The 24,049-nt window shown below is 50.9% G+C and carries 34 protein-coding genes; 13 read left to right on the top strand and 21 right to left on the bottom strand.

Annotation, left to right across the window (positions count from 1 at the left end; genetic code table 11):
* Positions 1-13: 13 nt before the first annotated feature.
* Entirely contained in the window at positions 14-355 is a 342-nt protein-coding gene (locus SIB58_RS04775) for a hypothetical protein (protein WP_231857133.1), read from the bottom strand.
* Positions 356-380: 25 nt separating this feature from the next.
* Positions 381-581 carry a hypothetical protein gene (locus SIB58_RS04770; protein WP_231884183.1) on the bottom strand — a complete coding sequence of 67 codons (201 nt, stop codon included), beginning with the start codon at positions 579-581 and terminating at the stop codon, positions 381-383.
* Between the two features lie 576 nt (positions 582-1,157).
* Here SIB58_RS04770 and SIB58_RS04765 point away from each other — a divergent pair.
* From SIB58_RS04765 to SIB58_RS04755, 3 genes are all read left to right on the top strand, one after another.
* The gene (locus SIB58_RS04765; RefSeq protein WP_156486688.1) at positions 1,158-1,475 is read left to right on the top strand and encodes a hypothetical protein; all 318 of its coding nucleotides are present in this window, start codon (positions 1,158-1,160) and stop codon (positions 1,473-1,475) included.
* A 32-nt stretch (positions 1,476-1,507) separates the two neighbouring features.
* The gene (locus SIB58_RS04760; protein WP_231884182.1) at positions 1,508-1,735 is read left to right on the top strand and encodes a hypothetical protein; all 228 of its coding nucleotides are present in this window, start codon (positions 1,508-1,510) and stop codon (positions 1,733-1,735) included.
* A gap of 173 nt (positions 1,736-1,908) precedes the next feature.
* Complete coding sequence (locus tag SIB58_RS04755; protein ID WP_156486687.1) at positions 1,909-2,127, top strand: hypothetical protein; 219 nt, start codon at positions 1,909-1,911, stop codon at positions 2,125-2,127.
* 306 nt (positions 2,128-2,433) lie between these two features.
* On the opposite strand, the gene SIB58_RS04750 is transcribed toward SIB58_RS04755, so the two are convergent.
* Both SIB58_RS04750 and SIB58_RS04745 read right to left on the bottom strand, forming a co-directional pair.
* The gene (locus SIB58_RS04750) at positions 2,434-2,769 is read right to left on the bottom strand and encodes a hypothetical protein (protein WP_197461152.1); all 336 of its coding nucleotides are present in this window, start codon (positions 2,767-2,769) and stop codon (positions 2,434-2,436) included.
* Entirely contained in the window at positions 2,741-3,205 is a 465-nt protein-coding gene (locus SIB58_RS04745; protein WP_066909496.1) for a hypothetical protein, read from the bottom strand. Before SIB58_RS04745 ends, SIB58_RS04750 begins: the two co-directional genes overlap by 29 nt.
* 1,395 nt (positions 3,206-4,600) lie before the next feature.
* Here SIB58_RS04745 and SIB58_RS04740 point away from each other — a divergent pair.
* Entirely contained in the window at positions 4,601-5,764 is a 1,164-nt protein-coding gene (locus SIB58_RS04740) for a hypothetical protein (protein WP_067326593.1), read from the top strand.
* A gap of 976 nt (positions 5,765-6,740) precedes the next feature.
* Here the strand turns inward: SIB58_RS04740 and SIB58_RS04735 are convergent.
* On the bottom strand, positions 6,741-7,187 hold the full coding sequence (locus SIB58_RS04735; protein WP_369818650.1) for a hypothetical protein: 447 nt from the start codon (positions 7,185-7,187) through the stop codon (positions 6,741-6,743).
* A gap of 3 nt (positions 7,188-7,190) precedes the next feature.
* Between SIB58_RS04735 and SIB58_RS04730 the strand changes: the two genes are divergently transcribed.
* From SIB58_RS04730 to SIB58_RS04720, 3 genes are read left to right on the top strand one after another with little or no spacing between them, the layout of a single operon-like run.
* Positions 7,191-7,430: a hypothetical protein gene (locus tag SIB58_RS04730; protein ID WP_066909487.1), complete on the top strand. Its 240-nt coding sequence runs from the start codon at positions 7,191-7,193 to the stop codon at positions 7,428-7,430.
* A 20-nt stretch (positions 7,431-7,450) separates the two neighbouring features.
* Positions 7,451-7,750: a hypothetical protein gene (locus tag SIB58_RS04725; RefSeq protein WP_066909484.1), complete on the top strand. Its 300-nt coding sequence runs from the start codon at positions 7,451-7,453 to the stop codon at positions 7,748-7,750.
* The gene (locus tag SIB58_RS04720) at positions 7,740-8,249 is read left to right on the top strand and encodes a DUF924 family protein (RefSeq protein WP_066909481.1); all 510 of its coding nucleotides are present in this window, start codon (positions 7,740-7,742) and stop codon (positions 8,247-8,249) included. The genes SIB58_RS04725 and SIB58_RS04720 overlap by 11 nt, the downstream gene beginning before the upstream one ends.
* A gap of 1,693 nt (positions 8,250-9,942) precedes the next feature.
* Here the strand turns inward: SIB58_RS04720 and SIB58_RS04715 are convergent.
* From SIB58_RS04715 to SIB58_RS04695, 5 genes are all read right to left on the bottom strand, one after another.
* Positions 9,943-10,119 (bottom strand): conjugal transfer protein TrbI, encoded by a 177-nt coding sequence (locus tag SIB58_RS04715; protein WP_074159337.1) that lies wholly within the window; start codon positions 10,117-10,119, stop codon positions 9,943-9,945.
* 369 nt (positions 10,120-10,488) lie between these two features.
* Positions 10,489-10,773 (bottom strand): DUF427 domain-containing protein, encoded by a 285-nt coding sequence (locus SIB58_RS04710; protein ID WP_066909759.1) that lies wholly within the window; start codon positions 10,771-10,773, stop codon positions 10,489-10,491.
* A gap of 268 nt (positions 10,774-11,041) precedes the next feature.
* On the bottom strand, positions 11,042-11,767 hold the full coding sequence (locus tag SIB58_RS04705; RefSeq protein ID WP_156486685.1) for a hypothetical protein: 726 nt from the start codon (positions 11,765-11,767) through the stop codon (positions 11,042-11,044).
* An 89-nt stretch (positions 11,768-11,856) separates the two neighbouring features.
* Entirely contained in the window at positions 11,857-12,204 is a 348-nt protein-coding gene (locus tag SIB58_RS04700; protein WP_067326590.1) for a PAS domain-containing protein, read from the bottom strand.
* A 106-nt stretch (positions 12,205-12,310) separates the two neighbouring features.
* Positions 12,311-13,021 (bottom strand): response regulator transcription factor, encoded by a 711-nt coding sequence (locus SIB58_RS04695; protein ID WP_066909756.1) that lies wholly within the window; start codon positions 13,019-13,021, stop codon positions 12,311-12,313.
* Positions 13,022-13,129: 108 nt separating this feature from the next.
* On the opposite strand from SIB58_RS04695, the gene sodC reads away from it, so the two are divergent.
* The gene (gene sodC, locus SIB58_RS04690) at positions 13,130-13,657 is read left to right on the top strand and encodes a superoxide dismutase family protein (protein WP_067326670.1); all 528 of its coding nucleotides are present in this window, start codon (positions 13,130-13,132) and stop codon (positions 13,655-13,657) included.
* Between the two features lie 15 nt (positions 13,658-13,672).
* On the opposite strand, the gene dcd is transcribed toward sodC, so the two are convergent.
* The 6 genes from dcd to SIB58_RS04660 all read right to left on the bottom strand — a co-directional run bounded on the left by dcd (position 13,673) and on the right by SIB58_RS04660 (position 16,212).
* Positions 13,673-14,197 carry a dCTP deaminase gene (gene dcd / locus SIB58_RS04685; RefSeq protein WP_066909467.1) on the bottom strand — a complete coding sequence of 175 codons (525 nt, stop codon included), beginning with the start codon at positions 14,195-14,197 and terminating at the stop codon, positions 13,673-13,675.
* A 71-nt stretch (positions 14,198-14,268) separates the two neighbouring features.
* Positions 14,269-14,607 (bottom strand): phenylpyruvate tautomerase MIF-related protein, encoded by a 339-nt coding sequence (locus tag SIB58_RS04680; RefSeq protein WP_066909464.1) that lies wholly within the window; start codon positions 14,605-14,607, stop codon positions 14,269-14,271.
* Between the two features lie 43 nt (positions 14,608-14,650).
* Complete coding sequence (locus tag SIB58_RS04675) at positions 14,651-14,896, bottom strand: hypothetical protein (RefSeq protein ID WP_066909461.1); 246 nt, start codon at positions 14,894-14,896, stop codon at positions 14,651-14,653.
* Positions 14,897-14,967: 71 nt separating this feature from the next.
* On the bottom strand, positions 14,968-15,237 hold the full coding sequence (locus SIB58_RS04670) for a hypothetical protein (protein WP_066909458.1): 270 nt from the start codon (positions 15,235-15,237) through the stop codon (positions 14,968-14,970).
* Positions 15,234-15,881, bottom strand: a complete 648-nt coding sequence (locus SIB58_RS04665; RefSeq protein WP_066909455.1) for a metallophosphoesterase family protein — start codon at positions 15,879-15,881, stop codon at positions 15,234-15,236. Before SIB58_RS04665 ends, SIB58_RS04670 begins: the two co-directional genes overlap by 4 nt.
* Positions 15,882-15,996: 115 nt before the next feature.
* Positions 15,997-16,212, bottom strand: a complete 216-nt coding sequence (locus SIB58_RS04660) for a Nif11-like leader peptide family natural product precursor (protein ID WP_066909452.1) — start codon at positions 16,210-16,212, stop codon at positions 15,997-15,999.
* Positions 16,213-17,058: 846 nt separating this feature from the next.
* Between SIB58_RS04660 and SIB58_RS04655 the strand changes: the two genes are divergently transcribed.
* Positions 17,059-17,250 (top strand): hypothetical protein, encoded by a 192-nt coding sequence (locus tag SIB58_RS04655; RefSeq protein WP_156486684.1) that lies wholly within the window; start codon positions 17,059-17,061, stop codon positions 17,248-17,250.
* 114 nt (positions 17,251-17,364) lie between these two features.
* On the opposite strand, the gene SIB58_RS04650 is transcribed toward SIB58_RS04655, so the two are convergent.
* Positions 17,365-17,841, bottom strand: a complete 477-nt coding sequence (locus SIB58_RS04650; protein WP_074159336.1) for a DoxX family protein — start codon at positions 17,839-17,841, stop codon at positions 17,365-17,367.
* A 556-nt stretch (positions 17,842-18,397) separates the two neighbouring features.
* Here SIB58_RS04650 and SIB58_RS04645 point away from each other — a divergent pair.
* From SIB58_RS04645 to SIB58_RS04635, 3 genes are all read left to right on the top strand, one after another.
* Positions 18,398-18,562 (top strand): hypothetical protein, encoded by a 165-nt coding sequence (locus SIB58_RS04645; RefSeq protein WP_156486683.1) that lies wholly within the window; start codon positions 18,398-18,400, stop codon positions 18,560-18,562.
* Positions 18,563-18,595: 33 nt separating this feature from the next.
* Positions 18,596-18,805, top strand: coding sequence for a hypothetical protein (locus SIB58_RS04640; RefSeq protein WP_066909437.1), 210 nt, complete (start codon positions 18,596-18,598; stop codon positions 18,803-18,805).
* Between the two features lie 353 nt (positions 18,806-19,158).
* Positions 19,159-19,671 (top strand): early protein (E6), encoded by a 513-nt coding sequence (locus SIB58_RS04635; RefSeq protein WP_066909750.1) that lies wholly within the window; start codon positions 19,159-19,161, stop codon positions 19,669-19,671.
* Between the two features lie 536 nt (positions 19,672-20,207).
* On the opposite strand, the gene SIB58_RS04630 is transcribed toward SIB58_RS04635, so the two are convergent.
* On the bottom strand, positions 20,208-20,351 hold the full coding sequence (locus SIB58_RS04630) for a hypothetical protein (RefSeq protein WP_197461160.1): 144 nt from the start codon (positions 20,349-20,351) through the stop codon (positions 20,208-20,210).
* Between the two features lie 188 nt (positions 20,352-20,539).
* Entirely contained in the window at positions 20,540-20,722 is a 183-nt protein-coding gene (locus tag SIB58_RS04625) for a hypothetical protein (RefSeq protein WP_066909427.1), read from the bottom strand.
* Between the two features lie 1,105 nt (positions 20,723-21,827).
* On the opposite strand from SIB58_RS04625, the gene SIB58_RS04620 reads away from it, so the two are divergent.
* On the top strand, positions 21,828-22,055 hold the full coding sequence (locus SIB58_RS04620) for a hypothetical protein (protein WP_156486682.1): 228 nt from the start codon (positions 21,828-21,830) through the stop codon (positions 22,053-22,055).
* Between the two features lie 1,052 nt (positions 22,056-23,107).
* Here SIB58_RS04620 and SIB58_RS04615 read toward each other — a convergent pair.
* Both SIB58_RS04615 and SIB58_RS04610 read right to left on the bottom strand, forming a co-directional pair.
* The gene (locus SIB58_RS04615) at positions 23,108-23,341 is read right to left on the bottom strand and encodes a DUF2973 domain-containing protein (RefSeq protein WP_066909747.1); all 234 of its coding nucleotides are present in this window, start codon (positions 23,339-23,341) and stop codon (positions 23,108-23,110) included.
* Positions 23,342-23,575: 234 nt separating this feature from the next.
* A complete protein-coding gene (locus SIB58_RS04610) occupies positions 23,576-23,989 on the bottom strand; it encodes a phage holin family protein (protein ID WP_066909421.1) in 414 nt (137 codons plus the stop codon).
* Positions 23,990-24,049: the final 60 nt, after the last annotated feature.

Here is a 24,049-nt window from a genome sequence, read left to right as displayed (position 1 = left end):
CAATCTCTGAAAATCAGCTGATCAACATCCAGAGCAACGACACAACAGTGACACTCACAGCTGCTCCCAGCAAAGTGAGCAGTAACAGGCTTCCTCCGGCGAACCAGAGCAGTCGGCGAAATGACTGGGGAAACAGCAGATGGAGGCTGAGCCCCAGAGCGACAGGCCAAAGGGGCGGTATGACCACACAGACAGCTGTGAAGAGACCTAGCTTCAGACGCCGCTGAGCATCCTGCTGCTGCCGCTGCCTGTTCAAGCGCTGCTCGAGCTCGATCTGCTCGAGCTCGTCATCGCTGAGCCAACGACCCATTTCAACGGCCCTGGTCAGCTCCCGCTCCAAACGCTGAGATGACATCGAATCAGCCATCCGCCCATTTTATTCAGCGATGGTTTCGTGTGTCACTTTTCAGCCAGGACCTTTCAAGAGAGGCGCGCGCCTGCTGAGGGTTGAGCGATTCCAAACGCTGCTGCGCCTTCATTTTGGATCGAAAGGGACCGGTGAGTCTCCAGAAGCGCAGTGCGGAAGCGAGCGCCACCACGGCCCAGGCAACCAAAATCCAGCGGGGATCATGCAAGTTCATCGACATCCATTGGCATGGCTGAAAGAAGTTGCACCACCTGAAATTGTGACTCAACCTTTGACGAATCCGTGAGCTGGCAGCCGCAGATGCTCAAAGGAACTGAGCTTCTTCCCAACTTCAAAGTAAATGCGTTGGGATGGCTCACAGTCAGGCGTCAGAGAACCCATAGATTCAGTCCATTTTCAAGGAGCGAGGCATCAACTCGGGCAACACTGGAAGCAACAGTCACTCACTGCAGTAATACAACAAACAATTCTCAGCATCTGCCACACAGGAGGCAGTGGCGCAACCCGCACTGCTCCAATCGAGATCTGACATCTTGGGAAGATGGCCGTCATGGCTCAGCAGAGCCTCGCCAATTTCAAAACGGAAGCGGACTTCCCCGATTTGAGACCAATGGAATGGATTGTTGAAGCAAGCGAACTGCAGTGGTGCAAACAATTGATAGCACGACGTCATCAAGAGTCGAAGCCACCTGAACAGATCGATCGACAACGGCTAGCAGTCAACGTCCATTGAACAATCAAAGCGCAAGTAGGCTTGGTTAGAGAAAAAGCACATTTTCGCATCAATACAATGAAAACTCTTCCTTTGTTTCTGATATTCTTGATTGGCAGCTTGACAGCATGCAGCAACAATTATCAGTCAGTCCTGCAAGCAGAACAAGCATGTGAAGACTGGGCCAGCCAAGGAGTCCAATTCACACTTGAGCCAAGCGGATACTTAGAGAGCATTGAATACAAGGGTGCCACAACAAATCGATTCTGCGAAAAGAAAGAGATCCAATACATCGGCTATGTGTTTGAGTTACCGGATAATGACAATCCTATTTTCGCCGATGAGTTGATGCAATTGAGAGGGAATGCCAAGCCCACCGAAAAATTCAGGTGGTAAACAACAGACTAACCTCAAGCGAACTCGTAATCATGGAGCAGACTGAAGCGAGCAGTCTTCAAATCATGACGTATGAGCAAGAGATCATCATCAAATGCGCAATCAAAGGCACCCTCGGCGGACTGGACAACAAATTGACAGCGGAGGAACTCGATCACTTATTGAACGGCTCACAAGACTGGCGTAAGCACTTGGGGATTGAGGAAATCACAGAAGTGGCGACCATCCATGCAGGTCGAGGACGTCCAGAGATCGAGTAGCAGCGAGCAAATCCTCGAACACAACAAGCTCGGTCATTCGAACTGTTCTGCAAAATGTCGAACTTCTGAGACAAGTTGTTGACGGCAAGCTCATCAGTTGACACTCCCGCCGTCAAGACCAACTCAATGGCGGGAGATCGTGGCCCAGCGACTGATGCAGCTGTATTTGAAAATTGGTTAAGGAGGCTGGCATTCAAACACAGGTTCGTAACGATCAGGACATCAGAAGTGTCTCCATGTCTGACAAGCATCAAAACAATTACGACGAGTACATTGTGGTAAGCGGCAAGCGGCGTTGGTTTGGCACACCAATGTCGACAAAAGATTCACCCACCAAGCCAGACGCTTATTCTGAACAGTCTTCATCAGCAAAGAAGCGCACTGTGGCCTGACAGGTTGCAGGTCTGCGTTGACGATGCCAGAGCCTTTTCAATGTCTGATCTGTGGCCAGTCAGTTGGAGGTTCGATGAAAACGTACTGGCTGCGTAATGGCCACATGTTCTGTTCGCCTTGCTGGAGTGGAGTTCCACCGCTTGAAGAACAGTTGCCAGAACAACGACTTGAGACCAAACGGCGCCTGCTAATGCTGATCAAACACAAGCGGTGCAACTTCTGATTGAATTTTCAAGTGAGGACCGACCATCGTCTTCAATAACGATTAGCTCGCTGGTTCAGCCAACTCCAGAAAGAGATTGGGCTTACATCAGAATCCAATCGAGATCACTGCCACAACGTGGCACGCGTTTTTCCAGAACGTGAATTGATGCACCAATGTCATTCAAGGCAATGTCATTGAAGGCAATGTCATTTAAGGCAATGTCATTGAAGGGTGTCTCATTCAAGACAATATCTTGATGGGCATAATTGATTTTCTGTGGCCGGAAAGTGTTGCACGAAGTGAGATATCGATCAGGGAGCGAACCTTTTGATTGTTCATGGAGATCAGCCCCCTGAATCAAAGCAAGCAAAGCAGCCAACGATTGATTGATCCTCAAACCATAAATTTCAAGCATTAAAAGACTCTGACTCGTCATGATCCGGTGGCCCAACCAGGAGTACGTCGCAATCGCATTGATTGACTTGAATCACAAGGATTCGTCTCGGGGATTCGTCATAGCCTTTCTTGGCGGTTGCAACTGCCTCGACAACATCGTCCATCGTTGTGATAGCGCCTCGCTGCAAGTCCGATTGAGCCTCCTTCCATAACTGAGCGAATTCCTCCCCCGACTCCATCAGCATCTTGTGCATGGCATTCTCTGCTCCAAGCTCTCTCGCCAGGGCAATGAACTGTTTCATCAGAGGATTCGACATGGCAGACGAGACTCTGAGATGAGTCGAGAGGCCTGAAAGGGTGGTCTGCATCACCTCGTTGCGCTGATCAATCACCACGCACTCAGCACTGAGATCAAATGCAGTCCTGTTACTCAGTCGCAACCAGTGCGGCTCGATCTCACTCCAATTGCGCTTCATGTCGTGATCCTGGCTGACATGACAACGAGAATCGATTTGGACAGTGTTCTAGTCACTGATGGAGAAATGGTCATTAATCCTTAGTCGTCGGTAAGAAAAAAGCGTCCATAGTCGAGGACCGCTGGCATACCAATGAAAGGACTGCACCTGTCTCTGCCCCTCTTCGGCTGCATGGTTGCACTCGCCATCATGGTGATGACCTTTGTGGTGAAGGCAACGGCCTGAACAGGCGGAAAATCATCTCTCCTGACTGGCCCAAGGATCCATAGAACTGATGGCGTCCCGGTGCTGACCAGCCGAGCGAAATTAACCCTGCTGAAAGCTGTTCCCGCTGAGGGCTGTTCCGGCTGACAGATGCTCTTACTTCAAAAAGATGCTCTCACTCAAAGCTGTTGTTCTCCGAGCCAGAGGATGCGCTGGTGCCAGCCGAACCAATGGGCAGTGACAACAGGCATCCCACTGTGCCTTCTTCTTGGTGGTGGGATCCCGCCCCAGAAAGCAGGCTCAGCCAAGAGCCAGCAACTTTCATACAAGGATTCGCTGCTTAACGCAGGCGACAGGAAGGGGATGAGAGGGCGATCGAAGCTGAAGTTGCGCGGAGCAAGCCCGTCATTGCCAGAACAAGACAAGCAAGACAAAAAAAAACTCATCGCGCCCAGGAGCGATCAGTCGGTGTGAGCAGTTGACTGTCTCGCGGAGGAAAGCCCGCGCCAGACTCACGCCATGGGGTGTGCCTTTCAACGGACTGGTTGAACAACAACTGGCACAGTGCCACCAAAGTGGCTACTTTGAACAAGTGAGGAGAAAAGCTCACGGGGTGGAAACAAGGACACACTCCCGCAGAGTTTTCAGAACCCCTGCCTTCGGCGGGGGTTTCTTTTTGACTGATCAGCAACACAGCTGAATTTGAATCAGTCCAGTTAGGTCGCGCAAAGGGTGATTGGCCTGGTCAACCTTGAACGTGATCCCGAAGCTTCCCCGCAGCTTGCAACGAAAAAGGTTCATCAGCATCCAGGCTGAAAGAAGAAGTCAGGTCCTTCAGTGTTTTCGATTCAGCGACTGACAGACAAGGGTTGGCAAACCAAGCAACGAGGTCTCTTTCTCGATGAAGCAAGAGTCAGAGTGCGCATCTTGTCGGCGCAATGCGAGGGTGCTTATCGCGTTATTGACCTCGATTCCCTTGAAATGCAATGTCTTTGGAAAGACGGACAGCTTTTAGTGGATCAATCCAAGCCAGACGATCCGCCCGTTCATCCCGTAATTCATTCAGCCTCGTTCAGCTCAGCTGGGGGCTGAGCATGTGGAGGTCATGACGCATGGCCTACGGAACCCGAAACCGGCTGGCTCTGGGCTCTGGTCGAAACGATTAAGGTGCCAGCCCTCGGGATGGGGAAGATGACACGTCAGATCGACAATCGGGTGGTCCTGATCTGCAGTTCAGACGAAAGCTCATGGCGACCTAACGGCATCAAAGGAGTTCCCATCGGGTCATATTCGATCGGAATCGATCCGATCACGAAGAAAATTCGCAGCGAGCGCCTCCCTGAAAGTTGCCTGCACAGCTTCAGCCACAACGACAACGGCACGCTGATCGAACTATCCAGCGAGGGAACAGGAGTGATAGCCATTGACACGATCGAACTACCGCGCAGCACTCTGGCGGTGGTGCGTCTCATTTCCAATCAGCAGGGCCACGATATCCACATGGTCGAGGGTGTGAAAGCCGAGGATCTATCGGCTTACAACTGGAGCCTGGAGGGAAAAGAGAAATTTCAGTTGTACAAAGATCCCAGTCCACCCGCGCGATGGAAGGGAGACCTCAATGAGTGGCGCCGCAGTGCTCTCTACAGATCCCATCAGCAGGGTTTCGATCGTCAGCTGGAACAGGAGTTTGCATCAGCAGTGCGAGCCCTTTCAATTCATATCACTCCCGATCATCAAAAAGTTTTTAATGCCTTCATCACCCGTGCCTGTGCGGACAACACAGGCTTGTTCTGGGACATTCGCAAAGCTGCCGCCGTTTATGCCCTGCAGGGAAGCTTCTGCCAGAACGACCTCAACCGAATGGTGTATCTGGCTCAAGAGGGTATCGCCCCCCAGGAACTTTCATTTCAGTGCACAGCTCAGCAGTTCATTAAGGCTCTCTTCGATCACTGCAAGCAGACATCAGAAGCCCTCAGCGATGAACAGATCTGGGACGCGCAGACCCGGTGCGATCTGCTGACACTGGAGCAGCTGTTGCCCATCGTGCGGACCAAGTCGAAATACAAACCTTTCCTTTACCGATGGCTGTGGCGACTGGATGGCAAGCCCGATCCAAGTTTGATCGAAAACCCGGACCTCTATGAGATCTACAGAGAGGATTTAATCGCCGATCGTGACAAGATCATGGCCGCATTCGGGATTGATGGTGCTTTGGAGGTCGACTATCGCGATCAGGTGATCAACTCAATGCTTCGGGATGACGGCTGGACCCTGGTGGAGACCGATACACATCTGGACAATGAATACAAAGGCCAGTCATTGCATGAGGAGTCTGAAGAGCTTGAGTCAGAATGAGCGGGTGATCTTTGTTGTGGCTACGAGCAACCAGCAGGAATGGGAAAGGGCTCCACTGCCGCCAGCACCTCAGCCATCACCACAACAAAAGCAGGGGCCTAAGACGCCATGAGCAGCTGACACTGGTGTCGATCCAGTGCAGGGACGATGTTCATGGACCACCGCATCTTCGAGCGGCAAGGGGAACGTCCTCTGTTTTTAGACAAGACACCAGGCCTGATTGTGCTCATCATGCACATCCAATACAACGTTTAAAACCAAAAAATCTTCGAGCGAGTCTTTTAATCGATACAAGCACAACAAATATGGTGCGGCTGTGATCCTCATTACCTTCACTGAACTTCAGCCAAGTTTGACTGAGGCAGGTTCTCTGGCAATTCGCTTTTGTCGCTCGCGTCAATGGTTTTCTTCTATATCTTTTCATCGCTGCTGGCTCTTCTGACTGCAGGAATCATTCTTTATGCGCCTCTGAGCTGATCTTCTCTGAAGGTGCAGCTTATGTCCCAAGCACAAGCATTCACAACCTCTTTCAGGTTGCAGATGCTGATTCAGGTGACATTCGCTGAGTTAAGACAGACCTGGTGACATTCATTCACGCCAAGGCAGTCTGAATATTCACATCTCACCCAACCTGCACCCAATACTCATCAGAGTGCAACACAGAACATGGCGTTAATGAGTCAGGATCGACAGGATATATTGCACCACTGTCCAATATTTAGCTGCGCCTCAGTTCCTATGGAGACAGACCGATTTGAAGAAAACGAGCAATGGCGCAGAGCCTTCGAGTTGTAGCCCCGTCGCCGCATCACACCTAGCCTGAGTCTCCATTGGTTCTGCCCGGCAGACTGTTTCACCTTGGAACGCATTGACGGTCGAGTGCTGATTGGTGTGATCGGCGTGCTGCTCCTGGCGGCTGCGGCCTATGAGTACTCACTTGTGCAGGGCCTTGCACCCGCAACCTAAAGACGGAAGTTCATCGTTCAGGACTGCAGGCATAACTGATGATGCCCCCCTTGCGCTGGCGGAAATCTGGATGCTCAGGATCCTCGACCTGCCACCACCAGCGACCGTCTGTGTAACTCGGAGCCCCAGCATTGTTGGTTCGCGGTAACTGAAGGGTCACGCCCCGCCAGCTGAGCAGGATCAGATCCCCGGGTACGGTGCCTTCGGCACTGTTAGGGATTGGATCAGCCGTGGCTCCAAAGGCGTCCCGACCGAGCTGAATGGGTTCCGCAGTCAGCCTGTCACCGTCACAGATCCAGGCCGCTGACACCGGTAGCACCGCCGTGGTCATCACGATCAACACCAGCAGGAACGACAACAGGCGATTGCCCCAAATCTCTTGCCGTTGCAGAGGTTGATCCACAGCAGCGCCTGGGAAACGACAGAGTAACGGGGTCGCACCCTTGTGCAGGTCCATTCGATGATTCCTCCTTTCGTTCCTTTCTGCCCGATCAGCACCGCCAAGATTGCCGGACTCAAGGCAACCGTGACGCTGTTGCTGATCCTGTTATTCAAATCCAAGCTGCTGCGAGTGAAAATGTCACTGCTTGGTTCCGTCCTCGGCCTGATCATGCTCACAGGATTTCTGCTGAGCACAGGGCTGCTCACTCTGGTGGCGGGTGGAGCCGTGGCCTACGCAGCCAATCAAAACAAGCCATGAGCTCACAGTCTTCAGCAACGATGGTCCTTCCCAACCGTGATCAGGTTCTCGCCGCATCGGCAGGATGGGTTGCCGTCCTGCTGAATGTATTGCCCGGCCTTGGTGCGGGGTATCTCTACCAGCGTCGCTGGAAGGCCTACTGGATCACCTCCGCACTGGCAACAGCCTGGTTTGTTGCCGGAACTGCCCTTGGACAAGGGGCCACAGCTGACGCGGAAAGCCAGAATCAGCTGATCGGACTGGTGGGCCTTGTGTTGCTGGCTGCCGTCACAGCTGCGGAAGCAGGTCTGGCGGTGAAACGAGTTCGCAATGGCGCCTGAGGGATTGCCCCTCGCGCAGGACATCCTTCACTTCTGGTTTGAAGAATGCAGGCCATGGCAATGGTTCCGGCGCAATCAGGAATTTGATCGTTCTGTCAGCGAACGATTCGGGGCACTGGCTGAGGCAGCTCAGCACAATCGGTTGATCGCGTGGGAAGCGGATCAGACCTCGTCTTTGGCGCTCGTGTTGTTACTTGATCAGTTCTCTCGACAGATCTGGCGTGATCAGGCGCGCGCCTACCAGGGCGATGTCCGCGCCCAGCGATTGAGCCAACTCGCTCTGGACCAACATTGGCTGGAACATGAACCTCAGAGAGCACGTCGACAGTTCTGGTTGATGCCGCTGTTGCACGCCGAATGCCTCGAGACGGTGAACAAGGCGATCCCTCTTCTGGAGAGATGGGTTGATGTTGCAACCGCAGATGTGGCCAGAAGGAATCGCGACACTCTTATCGAACACGCGCGATATCCCTGGCGGGACGGAGCTCTGGGCCGTTGATCAATGGCTGAACGCCGATTCTGTTGCAGTCTCTGTGGACTTCAAGGATGGGTGCACTACCGCGTGCGCAGCGAAATCACAGCAGAGTGGACCCTTGTATGTGCAACGTGCAGGACAAGAATTGCCGACCAACCGGGCTACAGATACGGGGGAACGCGTAAGGCAAATCGCCGAAAAAGGAAACGATGAGATCACCGTTCAGCTTGGTTCGATCTGAATGCTGCCATGCTTGCATCACCACACGTAACTGGCATCATCAGTTGAGTTCGAGATGGATCTGAGGTCGGAGTGATCCGACCTCTTTTTGTGAGTTTTTAAAGTGACTCGTGGATGACAAGAAAAAACCATTGCCTCAGCAATGGTTGAAACTGGGAAATCGGTTAACCCCCATCACCCGACCCATGGGAAAAGGTTAGAGATGATCGCTTCGAAATAGGTGTTCATGTATACCTTGTCACGAACTTCAGATTCAATGCACCATATGTGTCGTTGACGTGCTCCACCCATCTGGACAAAATATGAATCTCCATCATCCGGACCCTTTCAGCACTAGCCGTGGGGTCTTTTTTTATTGGGCGGCTGTGTTGAAGAAAGCCCATTGCACAGACCTGCCCGCCACAGGCAGAGGGGTTAAAAAAACCAGAAGTTACAGCCGATTTGCAGCCTTTGAATTGTTCTGATCAAAACGAAGCCCTGAGCAACCTGCCGTGAAATTGCAACCAGGTGTGTGTGCAATGCACCGAACGACAAAGCTGTAGCTATACCTTTTGTAGTTGGCTCTCCTCACCGAGATTCCCAACTCCTCACACCCACCAAAGACCCTCTGGGTCTTTTTTTTGGCTTGGGTCAGCTGTCTGATTGGCAGTCCACAGATGGAGCTCTGCAGTCGTCATAGTCATAGTCCGATCTGCGTCGAGCATTCGGGCGTTTGCCAATCCGGTGGATAGGGATACCCGCCGGGTCGGTCAGCGTTAATCAGCACAGATCACAGCCTATTTCCACACCAACAGCCGACGATGGCAATGGTCGGCATTGATTGTTTGGTTCACTCCATTCAGCCGGCCATCTACAAACGCATGCGATGGATTGACCATGCGGAGAACTGTGAGCTCGATCGGCCAAAGCAACTGAGCTGAGCCAGTGAAACCATGCCCACAGGAATGAGAGTGATGGCAATCACGATCAATGCCACTCCCGTTCCCGGCGAGTGAATATTTGCTTGAGAAAAGCTTGTTACCCATCCGGACCATGCAAGCAAGGTCAGCACACCGTTCGATGGGCTGGAGCTCTAAGAGCGATTTGAGTTTATCTTTTACAAAAAAGCCCCTGCAGAGAGGGGCTTAGAGCATTCACTGTTGGATTGAGCCGTTGACTTCGCCTGAGTGGAAACTCAGAAAGTTGACGGCCTGTTCGATGACAAGCCAGCTCACTTAGCAGGAGCTTTATTATCTCCGGGCTGATGCTTGTGATGTTCAGCGTTCGGATTGTTGCAGCACATCGGCTTGATAGCGACTTTGATTGTCCTAACAGCTGATGGAGAGGTATCAGCTGAAAACTGGCTGAGAGTTACACTTTGACAGCGAATTGCGAGAATGGTTATCACCTCCAACTGCGAGAGGTCGGGAATGATTATCAATCTCGCCTTGACGGCTGCAGCCAGGCTCAGCCCGGGATTCGCCTCAACACTGAATGACTATCCGCCACAAGTGCAACCACAAGCACCAGCGGCATCATGGCAAGGCTCATGGTTGGGATGTCCGTTGGCGCAGGCATCAGAACAGAAGCTTTGTCCATTCCTTTGAACAGCAGATGGACCATCAGCTTCGCACTGACAGGATGGGCAGGCACAGATCAAAACTGTTGTCGTCATCCGAAGATTACATCTGTAATAGGTCTAACAGAAACCAGATATTGACCAAACACAAGCATGCAACAGCCACACAATGACACAAAAAAATGACAACGATTATCGTTTTTGTCCGTACCATTTGAAAACGATAATCACTATCTTTCAAGGTATTGATGCTGCTGCTCGCCACGCCTGAGGATTGCTTTTGGGTTGCCCCCATTCAGATCCATACAAGGCATGACAACATCCAGCCAAATCGCACACAGTTGCCGCCCCTTAAGCGATGTCGGCTTCAGGATCTGTTTTGGTGATCGGCTTCTGAGCACCCATTCACACGGATACAAGCCATCCGCGTTGTGACCTCAGCTGCTCAATGGCGCTTTTGAAGACTCAGCTCACCTCAATCCCTTTACCGCAGTAAAAAGCAAATCGCTCGCGGATCTGACCTGCCTCCGGCTTGGGCGTTTCGTAACTCCAAACGGCGTTGGCAATGACGTTGTCAGCGAGAACCACATCCCAGTAGCGGGCAGTGCCCTTCCAGCCGCAAACCGTGATGTGACTGGAATCGCGAAAGAACTCCTGACGCATTGCCGGGCGGGGGAAATAGGGATTGCCATCCACCATCACGATGTCATCGCTTTCCGCAAGCACTGTTCCATTCAGGACCGCTTTCATACGCTTCATCCAGACCGTTGACATGGCAACAACCTATCGAATTTATCGACTCAGGGGATTGCCATCAGGAGACTCCAACCATTTCTTGGAGCTTAAATTGCACAAGCAAGTGCGATGAGTAGTAATGCAATAAAAGCATCACGACGACTATCGACACATATTCAGAAAACCAATCAACAATCTACAGCAAACATCAAAAGAATTCAGCAATCGATGACCTTAAAATAGAAATTTGCAAACACAACATTAATCAAGGTAGAGATTTCGATCAAAGCAATACAGGGCGGCACGAATCACTGAAATCGCACCAAGGATTTACACCCACATCTGCGTACTCGAGACGCCACTCATGTGGTCCATGCGCATGGGCAACGCAAATACCTCCATTTGATCCATCGGGCGATGAAAGACTTTGCATAAACGCACCATGGGGGTTGATTCCGCAATAAGACAAACGCATTGCACCCTTTGATGGCTGCACGTAACCGAGGGACAACTTCATCAACTCACCATCCTGAGAGTTAGCAAAAAACCATGTCCAAGGGCCGCCAGACACCAAAGTCATCACCTCATCGACCCCGACACCGTCGGCGCTACTGTTGACATGAAAGGGGCCAAATTTCAGCTGCGTATCGACCTGCCCTTGAGCACCCAGCGCTTTAAGATCGTAAACTTTTGGGTAAGGAGGAACATCTTTTTCAGATGTCACAAGTGAGCCACCGCTTTCACAAGCAGGATCGCGACCAGCCTCAGCGATAAGTCCCAGAAGCTCTTGACGATCAAGAGCATACATGCTGATCAGCTGTTGTTGTTGCTGCAAACTCAGCAATTCGCTGCTTGGCGAAATTGACAACTTTAATATCTCCAATGACTCTTTAACAAGAGGGACAATGGAGACTCTCACTCCAATTTTCATCAGCTCCTGATTGATTGGTGCCAACCCAGTCAGATAAGTTCGGCCGCTTGAAAAATCAAGCCTCAGGGAATCAGTCATTTCGGAAAGAACACGAAGGAATGTCTTGGTTGGAAAGTTTCTGTTTAAAAAGCAAAGAGCAATCAGTTCAAAGAGATCTGACTATAAAATCAGCCTGCTTTTGGCGTCAAAACACCAATTCCCGCAACGCAGCGAGAGCCATCAATCATAACGGGAAACTTGTGATCTTCTGCAATATAAATGACACCCTTAATCTCAATTTCAAAACGAAAACACTCCTTAACTCCTGAATCAATCACCCGGCGGTCAGCCTCATTGAACAGCGCTGACTGCTCAGGAGCAATGAAATCAATATCACTTTTACCAATCATGCTTTCAGCATCTGCCTCATAGAGGCGGCTAACCGCAGAATTCACAAAAAGAAATCGTAAATCCCGATCTTTCACATAGATACAATTGTCAGTAGCATTAACAACTAGCGAGAGAAGGTTTTCCATACTGCGTGCATCAATAAACAGTCACATGAACATTAGCCAGGTTGAATTTCATTGTCAGCGACCGCTCTGTAAACTCGCAAATACAACTCAGGAGTTGGCAAAGCCATCAAACCGTCTGAGGATCAATCAATCCATAGAGAAGCGCAGAAACCGCAAGCTGCGTGCGATCGCGAACTGCCAGCTTGTTCATCGCATTGGACACATGGCTCTTCACCGTTTCAGTTGAGATTTGGAAAGCAGATGCGATCTCTGCATTGGTAAGACCACCTGCCACCGCGCTCACCACTTCCTTCTCACGCTCGCTGAGCTCCTCCACAAACTTCGGCAGTTCTTCGGATTGGTGTGAATTCACCAGCCGGCGCACATCTTCGGGGTAATAGACACCACCACTGCTGAGGGTCTGCAGTGCCTGGATGAAATCACCGTGACCGGTGCCCATCGAGGAGCGGAAAATCACGCCATCAGCGTGGGCCTGCATCGCCTCCTGAACAACGTCCTGCGATTCACGACTGAGGAAGATCAGCATGCGGGTGCCGGGGCAGTGCTCATGCACTCTCTGCATCAGGCGAATGCCGTAGCCAATTTCAAGCTCTTCGGTCAGCAGCAACAGATCAGGTTGCAACTGCTGGACCAGTTGCAGCCCTTCATCCTCTGTTGTGGCTCCTCCCACCAGCCGGGGGGCAATGAACGGAGCCAGGCAGATTCCTGTGAGAGCAAGGCGATCGCCCATCACCACGACAATCCGGAACCCATCCAGAAGATCCATACAGGTCTGGATCGCCTGAGAGATCGTGCGCGACTCAAGCCGAAGTTGCATGCGCTGAGCAGGCGGAAGATGCACTGCACTTCTGATAGCAGTGAGCGTCAGCTGTTGATCACAGCGATCAAGTCACAGGAGCAGAATGGCCCGAAATGGATGTTTTCAATGCGTCTTCTCGCCTCATTGCTGGCCCTGTGCGTCGCCCTGTTGCTGCCCGGGCAAGTTCAGGCCAAGACACTGGAAATTGACATCCACACCATCTCCAAAGACGGAGTCGGTGAGTCGATCGGCACGGTTCTGGCCAGCGACAGCAAGAACGGACTTGTGCTCACACCGTCCCTTACCAGCCTGAGCGAAGGCGAACATGGTTTCCATCTCCATGCAGGCTCGTCCTGTCAGGCGGCAATCAACGACGAAAACGTCAGCATCCCAGGGCTCGCAGCCGAGGGCCACTGGGATCCCGACAACACCAACAGGCACAGCGGTCCTTTCGGCGATGGGCACCGAGGTGATCTCAGTCGTCTGATTGTGAATGCCGACGGCAGCACGACCACCGAAGTTGTGGCTCCGCGGCTGAGAACAGCTGATTTGCACGGGCGGGCTCTGATCGTGCATGCCGGTGGAGACACCTACAGCGACGTTCCTCCCCTCGGAGGTGGAGGTGCTCGCATCGCTTGCGGTATCACTGACTGACGCGTCGAGGATGGTTCAAAAACTGCTCTGATTCTGTCCCGCGAATCGTCCTTGGTAATTTTCCTCGCCATCGAGGGTCTGAAAGATGAATTGACAGATGGCTGTTCCAGGATGAACGGCGAGCGGAGCTGGACCGAAATTGCTCATCTCCAGAACCTGCTGGCTATCGATGCCAGGGCCCATGAAAGGAGCACTGATGTGCACCATCAATCCAAGACGAGCAAAGCGGCTGCGGCCCTCCAGCCATCCACACAGTCCGGGGCCCAGCCTCAGACGCTCTTCAGTGATCCCCAGGATGGTTTCACCCGGCATCATCAGGATGTGCTCGCCCTCTGCGATGTCCACCTTGTCGGTGAACGCGCGGTAGTCGGTGTGTTCATTCACATCGACAATTTCATGCACTTTGCGAAACACCCGGAAACTGCTGGCAAGGGTGAGATCCACCGATGCAGGGCCCACATGCTCCGGAATGAACGGTGTGATGCTGATGGCACCATTGTCGATCGCCCGCAAGATGGCCTGACGCCCGAGAACCGCCATGAAAACGATGTATGGCCGTTCAGGTTATGGACAACTGGGCGCAGCGGCCAGTGCAACAGACAGAAAACGCGTCAGCCGAAAGTGCTTCCATTCCAACCCAAGGCACTTGCAGGAACGTCATCGAAGCTGATGTAGATCCTGTCGGCAGGAATCCCAGTTCGAGCCGTGATCAGCTCAGAGAATGCCGCCGTCATCGCAGGAGGGTATAGGGCCCCAATTGACTTGATCTCAACGAATGCGGCAGGAGCGGAGCTACCGCCGAAGGTCATCGGCACATCGGTCTCGAGGAGTGTCATCACGTAATCCTCAGGTTTGCCGGTCAGCTCGGCCAGCTTGGCTGAAAGCTCAAGCAGCAGCTCATCGCGACGATCGACAGAAGCAAGAGATGTGCGCAGATTGATCAGAGGCATGGTGATGATGATCGGTTTCAGAGATGAATCATTCTTAAACGACTCAGCCCTGCTGAGACTCTCTGAAAGCCTGGAGTTTGTCGATGTCCTTTTCCTGGTCAATGGCGTAATCCGTCAGGATTAATGCTTTACCGATGGTTCCGAGAGCGTACTCAATGCGATCGAGATCTGCACATCCTTGCTGGTCTGCACGGGCTGCACGAATCACAGATGGAGTGAGCTGATCAGCCAACTGCTCGATCGCTGCAGCAATGGAGCTGGCCTGGAAGAGGGGGTCACTGGAGCCCACGGGAGGAGACAGTTGCTGTTCTAAGCCGATGATGACAACAGCTGACGGTAAAGAAACACGGATCTTCCGAATCAGCGGCTGTTCCAGCGATTCCAGATCCGTCGATGCCAGGGCGTCACATCCCTGGGTGGGGAAGGTTCACCCCTTTGACTTCGATCAAGGTGATCCATTTCCTGACCGATCTGCTTGAGCACCGGAATCAACAGAACCGCTGCGATCAAACCAACAATCAGCAGTACCGGCAAAAGCGTCACCATCCAGACCGTGACGATGACCAGTGCAGCAAAACCAAGCAACTGCTGAAGCCAGGCAGGGCGACTGCGCCCGGGTAGTTGCTTCATATCCGTAGTGGCAGAGCAGTGAGCCTGCCGCTGAGGAAAGCACCGGTGTCTATACCGATACGGTGTGGCAAACGCGTCACGGCAAAATCGCGACTGATGGAGTGCCCATGCACCACTGTGTAAGGCAATCCATGCTCACACTCCAGAAAAGGTGAACGGATCCAGAGCAGATCGCTATCCAGCTGCTGATCCAGAGGAACACCTGGCCTGACACCTGCATGAACAAAGAGATACGAGCCTCGAATTGCAGATAAAGGGAGAGCATCTAACCAATCGCGATGCTCACGGGCGGTCGCAAGGAAGTCATGGTTGCCGCCATTGCGCATCCAAAGCTGGATGGCACCACCAGGCCTCTGCTCATCGATCGCATCAAGCAACATCTGCTCATGGTTGCCGCGCAGAACCGTGACGGCCGAAAGTCCATAGGCAGGTGGGTCGGCCTGCAAGGATCGCACCAGCTCGATCACCCTGGCATCGCCTTCAGGCTCGGGTGACCGATCAAACAGATCCCCGAGGAACATCAGTTCAGCCCCCGTATGAAAGTGGGGAAGAAGCGCCAGCATCAATCTGGTGGCACAACCGTGAACATCGCCAATTGCCACGACAGTGGCTGAAGCATCCAGAGGGGCAACAGCAGATGACATCAGTGGTTGCTCCCATCAAGGGTTTGCTTAGTTAAGCAACGGTTTTCATCGTCGACAGGTCTGAACGACAACGTGCTGAACGCGCGAGAGGCAAAAGCGTGACAGACACCACCCTTCAGTTGTATTCCCCAGGTGTTTCACGTTTAGAGACAGTGACACGTCCAACTTTCTGACCAGAAAAGCGCAACAGTTCATCGCCGGCGAATTCGTAGCCAAGATCAGCAGCGATCCTGGCCACATCATCAGCAGTGGAGGAGGCAAGCACGGCGTCTTTCAGATCTGGATCGTTCTGCATCAGAACCAGAAACGCCTTCAACTGATCAAGAGCCATGGACACAAGCAACGCAGTTGATCATCGCCTGCGGCGGCATCCACCAGAAACAGGAGCGAACTGAGGCTCACCGCTCAAACTGAATGTCCAGACTGAATGTGATGTTTTTTGCATCAACAACAGAGAGACTTAATTAGATTAATTAAAATAGACAATTCTGATGAAATTCAATCTAACCACACCAAGAAAGCTGGGAAAGAAGCTCGAAGAAGGACTCTTGAGCAACAAAATATATGCAGCCATATTACTGATCTTCAATATTATATATATTCTTCCAAAGTTTACAGAAACCGCCGACTTTTCGAGCATCCTGATCGCCACACTTCCACCAGCTTTCATCATTTCAGTCGTTATCACGTTCGCGAGAGATCAATATATTAAAAACACTCTTCTGCGTAGATTGATGGAAGATTCGTACATACCCTCTGTCTACAAAAGCAATGTCGACCTCAGAGCTCTTTCCAATCCGACACCTTTAAAAAAGGAAAGAGCTCAGACCAGGCAATGGATCGAGCTCAATATTCTCGACCGAATCAGCAGCAAATAACAAGCAATCACTCGACTGCTGCCAGCAAGGACAACTCTAAAAGGTCGTGTCAGTGACTCAAGCAATACGAAGGCGCACATCCCTAAGCCAGTCAGTCAAACCTTTCCAAAACAAGATTGTGGCTAAATTTCCGCGAACAAATGTAAAATTTTCAATCATTCAGATCCAACGAGTCTCAGGTCGTCAATCAATGACTCGTCTGCAACAGAGAAGATGGAGCCGATCAAGCCAGACGCCATATGAGACGGTCAAAAAGCCATAAATCTGCTAAAGGATGATTAATGATCAACAACTGTTCGATGCTCCAGGGTCGATACGAGCACAAAGGCATGGCTTATGTCATTAAAGAAATGACTGGTGGACCTGGATATCTCGTGCTTGGTTCGCCGAAGGGACACCTCAAACAACTCGGCAGAGAATATCCATCACTGAAGGCTGCCGATGCTGCGGCTCGACGCGCAATTGACCAGATGCTTGCAGAAACCCAGTAAAAAGCCCTCCCAAATGGAGGGCTTTCTGCGCAGGTGGGCTAGTTTATGGTAGAAATACTCAGTGCCAAAACGTGGCTGCTGCGACGTTTCGGTGACAAAAGAGTGATCAGCCGTTCACACAAAGCCTTGGAGAGGTTGCGGAAATCGATCTCGATAGATCCTGGACAGACTCAGCGAACCTGGTCCGGCAATGGCAAGAACAAGGAAAATAAACAGGTACAGCGCTGAAGTCTCAAATTCATAGTTGTGGGCTTCAACAACTGCAAATGGAGCACCTTGAAGGCCTGTATCCAGAAGATGAAAGGTCATGGCGAACAGCATGGTCGACAGCAAACCAATCACGGCAGGACGAGTTGCAATCCCAAAGATGAGAACAACCGATCCGATAATCTGAGTGTAGGCAGCCAGATATGTCCAGAGGACATGATCAAAAGGCAGGAATGAAAAATACTGATCAACAATAAATGAGGTAAACCCAGCAGGATCCTGCAGCTTCTCAAAACCATGGTGAATCATTAGAACGCCTGCTGACACACGCAAAATCAGTAGGCACAAGTCAGAGGAAAATTGATTCGATGTTTCTTCGCTCATGACTTTCAGGCAAATAAAACTTGACAACTCTACACCTGATCAAAGCCTGACCGTTGTCGAGGTACGCAACAGAGAGAGATCTGAATGCGTTGCGCTGGTGAAACCATCCCTAGTCCTCACCAGCCCAACGTGCCTGATTCGAATTGAAAGGAGGAATCTCCATCAATCAAATCAAGCCAATCGCGGATAAGCAATCGGCTCTTCAACCTTCGGCCAAGAAAATCGACTGACCTGAAATGAATGAGACCACATCAGGTGTCGCGAGTGGCCGGATTCGTGTAGCAAAGAGTTGAAAGAGAGGGATCCATCACAGACCCAGAAGCAAAGAAGCAAAAACATCAACAGACAGTATCAATCGGCACACTTTCAAAAGCCTACAAGAAAGTATGTTATTACAATGATTAAAAATAAGCTAATAAAAATTTCCGAAGAATATTTCCTAATCACCCATCAAGATGGGACTTGGGAGATTATTCATGAGGACCGCATCAAAAACATCAACAGCCCCAGCTGTTGACAAGATGAAAAGATCTCAAAGTCAAGGGAGCTTTGTTAAGTGCTGCCAACCTTTATTTGGTCAGGTGAAAACATTGACCGATTGGAGCAGTGGCTGTCCAATCGCATTGAACATCTAATTGCCAAAAAACAAACACTGGCAGCATCAGCTCTATTTGATGAGTTTCAACTGGAGCAACGCAGCAATTCCACTCATCCAGACTGACTTTTGATACAGTAGGTTGTAATTACCTGATTGATGACATTGGAAAGACTCTATGGCGATGACAAAAAAAAAGCTCTTTCGATCTTTTACGACACGTTTTGCGAAGAAATTGATCAGCTCTTCTTCAATAAATTTCAGGAGCTTTCAGACCTGAATGTGGGTGAGGGCGAAACAACACGAATTGTCGGTCGACTTCTTAACGCTAAAACTAACGTGATTGATCAGATCAGGGGGGGAATTTGATTGTGGTTCAGAGGTTAGTGAAGATAAATATTCAAGAGCTGTGGATCCAAGAGTCAATCAGCCAAGCAGATCTGCCAAGAGGCTGACAGGATCGACAACGGTACGAAAAAGACGCGCTAAATTAATGATGGTGATGAACCGAACACTTGGAGACCCAAAAACGAGGCAAAAAATCGTCTGTCTGGACCTGGTTACTTCAACCTCTGGACAAACTCAAAAGGCGGGTTGCAGTGGTGCCCTCAGTCAATGACACCGTCAGTGCAATGAAAGAGATTGGTGTCGACCTGACGAAAGACGAAAAATAAAGCTTGAACCTGAGGCCGCTGCTACATCTTTGAGATGTGGAGATTGGCATGCCATCGCAACCCCGCAACCGTGTTGGTGAGATCTACGGCCGATTAACTGTGGTTCGCGCTTCCGGACGGCGTACCAAAAGTGGAAACGCCTTTTGGTGGTGCCGTTGCAGCTGTGGCAGAGAAAGAGAGGTGCCCGGTGACAAGCTTTCAAAGAACACAGCACGCAAGAAACCAGTGATCACAGCTTGTCTGGTTTGTTCCAGAGAGCTGCAGGTCGAGGGTGTCTGCGCCAAGAATGACCGTGAAGAACGTCAGAGACGAGATGACGCTGAACGTCAGCGCGAAGCGTTGAAGGGGCAAGTACCGGACAGCTGGCTTCGACTTCCGTTGACCGATGCCCATGCTCGAGAACTAGGACAGGTCTTGTTTTTTCGTGGAAGCTGTTGCCTGAGAGGACATCTCGCCCCCTATCGCATCAATGGGGGCTGTCTGGCATGCGCAGGTCAAAAACCCTCTGCTCACACAACGCTGAGGCCAAACAACACCAGCTCAGCTGAGAGGCGGTCGTGACAAGAACAAGCATGCAAGCTTGTCAGAAGATCAGGACCTGGTCTGCACAATGACATGACTCATTAGTGCCCTCTGGCTACCAAACCATCATGGGTTCAAACGATGATGACAAGATTTGTGCTGAGGAACGGCGAGGTGTTCGAATCAGAGAGAGATCCATCTGATTTCGACACCTATTGCTATGGAACCAATGAAGAGGAACAGACCTGTCATCTCCTCTCGTTCCAGTCAGAGATCACTTTCTTAATGGTTTTGGGTGATGACCTCAACCTGCGGTACGAACCAGTTCAGAGTAAAAATTGACGCGCTCATCACGACTGGATCGATAAGCAAAATGTGTGGTCTTAAGCACGCGAGTTGTGCGTCGGCAGGCAAGACTCGCTAGAAAACTGGTATGACTGATCACAACAAGCGACGAGCACTTGAAGCTCTGATCGAGAGGGCAGCCGAAAACCTCAATCTCAGTGAAGAGGAATCAAAGGCTCTGATTGCCCCAATTTCTGAACAATTCAAGCAACTCGAAGCAGATAACTGACTCACTGGACGCGTTTTTGCTCGAGCTCACGCAAGGATTCATAGGCAGCCCAGAGCCCTTCGGTGACTGTGCAGCTTCGGCTTTGATCGCAGACTCTGTACTGACCACCTCCCAGGGCATCGATGGTGGACCCCTTTGAAGTCAAGCAGATGCGACTGGAATGAGCCATTGAGATGCAGCTTCGCAATAATTGGTCTAAAACTCTGGGGTAACATCAATCAAGCGAATGTTAATCATCTAAATTGTTCCCTATGATGAAAATTTAGAATCTGCAGAGTGATACCGATAGGGGACATTCAGCGGGATGGAACCGGTGAGATATGAAATCCGATTTCAAAAAAACGCTCTGCCGTCAATCCAGGCATTAAAGGGGGCACTCGCAGCTTCGGACAAGGCCAGATAGCAAGTGGTGACCATACCGATCAAAGCAATGCCAACCCCGGTCACAATCAGCGATTCATAGAGTTTCTGAGCCGCCCTTGTCTCAGGACTTGGGAAGACGCGACGACGAGCCATACCTACTCCTGGATGAAAACAGTCTGGCCTCTCATCTCATAAAAGAGCAACACGAAGAAGCAAAGATTTGCAAGTCCCAACCATGTAACCTTCGCTTCACGTTGTAAAGATTGCGTTACGTTCAGGGCTGAGCAAAAATGCCACAAGCGATCCGGATCACTTTGTGGAAGAGTTAACAAAGAACTCACAATCAAATCCCTTGACAATCAAGCGGGCTGCTTCTCAATGATGAAGCCCTTTGTGACTCAGTGATGACGGATCAAAGATTGACAATCCTTCTACAGGAAGCAGAACAGCACCTCCTCAGGCAGAGCTGCCGCAGTCGTTACGAAAGATCGGTTGTACGCCTACCTGACAGCAGGCGAAACATCTGGCTCAAAGACGACAAGCGCGCAGCCTGATCAACGCTTTATCTCCAGCAACCACTGGACAGCAACGTCTGCAGAGGCAAGTTGCTTGGTGGCAGCTCATCAGCAATGGTCTTCTTCAAGTTCAAGACCATTGCCCCGGCAGGCCCGCCAGCAATGAAGCGACAGATGCAAACAAAAGAACCGCCCCAGACATGGAGCGGTTCACCCCTCAAGCCCAGCAATCCCCATCACCCGGCTGTTTGCACCACATCTTGTGGCGCTGGTGGAAACGGTAATGCGCAGACCACATATGTGGAGCTTTTAAAGACACCCTTCAGAATTGCCTGAACTATTAACAGTCTTGAAACACTCGGGGCAAACCCCTGCATCTAGCGTTTCGGCGATCTAGCTTTGGAGACCCCATCACCCGGCCTGCCCCAGTGGCAGGCTTTTTTATTGAAAAGCACCAGCAGTGGTGTGCATGGCACAATCCAGCTGAACAAGGAATGAAAGGGGATGGTTCCCAATCCGCAAAAAAAAAGGCCCAAAGGGCCTTCAGTGGGTGTGAGGAGTTGGAGTCTCTGTGAGGAGAACCAACCAACCGAGTTCTAGCAGCTTCTCTGTGCCATTCAAGAGACCGTCCTGCGAACAAGTGGCACAGTGCCAGTTGCACGGCTAAATTACTTTCGTGAGGAGAAAAGCTCACGTGGTGGAAACAAGGACACACTCACGATGATCTTTCTGAACCCCTGCCTTTGGCGGGGGTTTCTTTTTGCCCAAATCTGCACAAGCTGCTTCACCATGTTCTTCAGCGTTCAATGGATGGCTCAATGAACGAAAAAGAAAATCTGGTTAATCAGGTCTTCGCAAAATATCGTGCTTACTGCAGGGAGATCGGCATCAGTCCGGCTGAAATGATGCAACAGGCGTATCTCAACCATCTCAAAAGCCTCACGACCGAAGAACTCAAAGCAAAGTTATGACGCCAAGCCCACATCGACCCGCGCAACAAAGGAATTTCAGGGCTGAGTAAAAATGCTCAAAACCCAGATCTCAGCAGCATTTAGAACATCCTTCCGTAATCAAGCCAACGAATCGCACAAGGAGAATTCGCCAGAATCTGTTGGCATGAAGTTTTGTAATGGACTCACAGATTCGACAGGTCCTGCAGCGCGAAATCCTTGAACGTTGCAACGAAGAAGAGAGGGAAGCTGTTGAAAGATGGTTCAAAAGTTTCCAGGCCATTGGCCTTTCCAAGCTGAACGGCATGTCTGTGGCAAGAGGCACCAGCATGTCTTGTCCTCTTTACTGAGTCATATGCGTTCAGAGGTCCAAAAGAACTTGTCGAGCAACTGTTGATTCAGGGGTGCGGTTATACACCCTTCAGAGTGGTCATAACCTGCGTTAGCACATAGGTCGTCGCAAGACCTGCCATGGCTATTCACCCCTCTGATCTTGGCGAACAGTTCATCAGATCAGGCAAACGTCTGATCACCCAGCAATCTGCGGATGAATTGCTAGAACGTGCCATCAAGAATTCAAGAACTCCAAGCGTGAATATCTCCAGAGATCCAATCAAGTCTTGACACTGTCCATGACAAATTGATACCAGAATTTAAGCCTCCAGCAACAAACACTCTGGATCTGACCCGTATTGCCGTGAAACTTCAAAGCTTTTCGGCAATACTTTTAATTTGTTTGAATTAAAACTGGTTCGACAATCGCAAAAACAGTTAAAACAAGAATATTGAGGCAAATGATAGTGTGAAACAATAATGTCAAACAAATATTTTATCAACAAATAGAGCAAGCATAATAAGAACCGCATTCATCAATGCAAGCATTCCGCAGAATGCAAGAGTCAACATGAATGATTCTTATGCAGACCCGGGGATGCATCAAAAGGCTGAGAGTACTTCTCAGGATGAGAATTAATCTTCCTCACGTTCTGCCTGACGTGCACCTATCGCCAGTGCGGCAACAAAAGGAAGAATTGCAATCGCTGTAAGAACTTCCATCAGATCAGCATCCACGATTACGCATTAACTGAGAAAGGATTGCCATCGAATCCACCGAAGTGGACAACAAGCAATTCTTCCCTGGTGATGAAGCCATTTTCATCCAGTAACTCCGGGTGTGTGGTTTTCAAACCTGTTCTGTCAGCTTTTCTGTTTTGACGCCTGAATGCCAATGAAAGGCTACGGAATGCAGACAACAAAACAAATGCACATGCAGTTGCGTAGACAAAAGGGAGTAGTGCTGTCGACATCATCAATTCGTGGCCTTTCTAGACGAAGGGAGATCTGTGGGCTGAGCAAGCACGTAAACGACTCCTGCCGTGATGACAGAGGCAAACGCAATAAGGCCGTAGATCGCCGCGGAATAATCAGTCATCAAAACCGTAAACTTCTGTAAACAATCATAGGCGCTTTGTAAAGCTGTGTAACCAGGTGTATTTGCTTATCTTCCCGATCGAACTGCATTCGCTCGAGGAAGCGAGGCCTCAGCCTCCGGCAGCGGCCCGGATCACCCCAACGTCGGCGAGCCCGAGAACACGGATGAATACAGCGCTGATGACGCTGTAGGCCACGGCACCGAGCACAGCACTTCGCAGTCCGTCCTTCAAGCGAAAACCATCAATCAACGCTGCGGCCAGACTGAACAGAATCACGGTGATTAACCAGTCGAACAACCAGCTGACCGGGGCAATCAATCCGCCAAGACTGGTCACCGCCCAGGGAAGCGCCAGCACAAATTTCAAAGGCAGGATCAGCAGAGTGCCAAGCAATCCAATCGCGACGGCTGACGAGAGAGCCGCCTGGAACCCGGCCAGTTCAACCCCCAAAGGCATCGCTGCCACAAGGAGCAGAACCACAGCACGGACGGGCCATTGCAACAACCAACCGATCAGGCCCATGGGAACGGTGCAATTAGTCCTGAAGGCTAAGCCTGGAGAGAACATTCAGCTGTGCCAAGC

It is taken from the genome of Synechococcus sp. MIT S9504 (assembly GCF_047497135.1).
Lineage (GTDB): Bacteria > Cyanobacteriota > Cyanobacteriia > PCC-6307 > Cyanobiaceae > Synechococcus_C.
The sequence above is the reverse complement of the archived record's forward strand: the minus strand, read 5'-3'. Positions and strand labels throughout refer to the sequence as shown.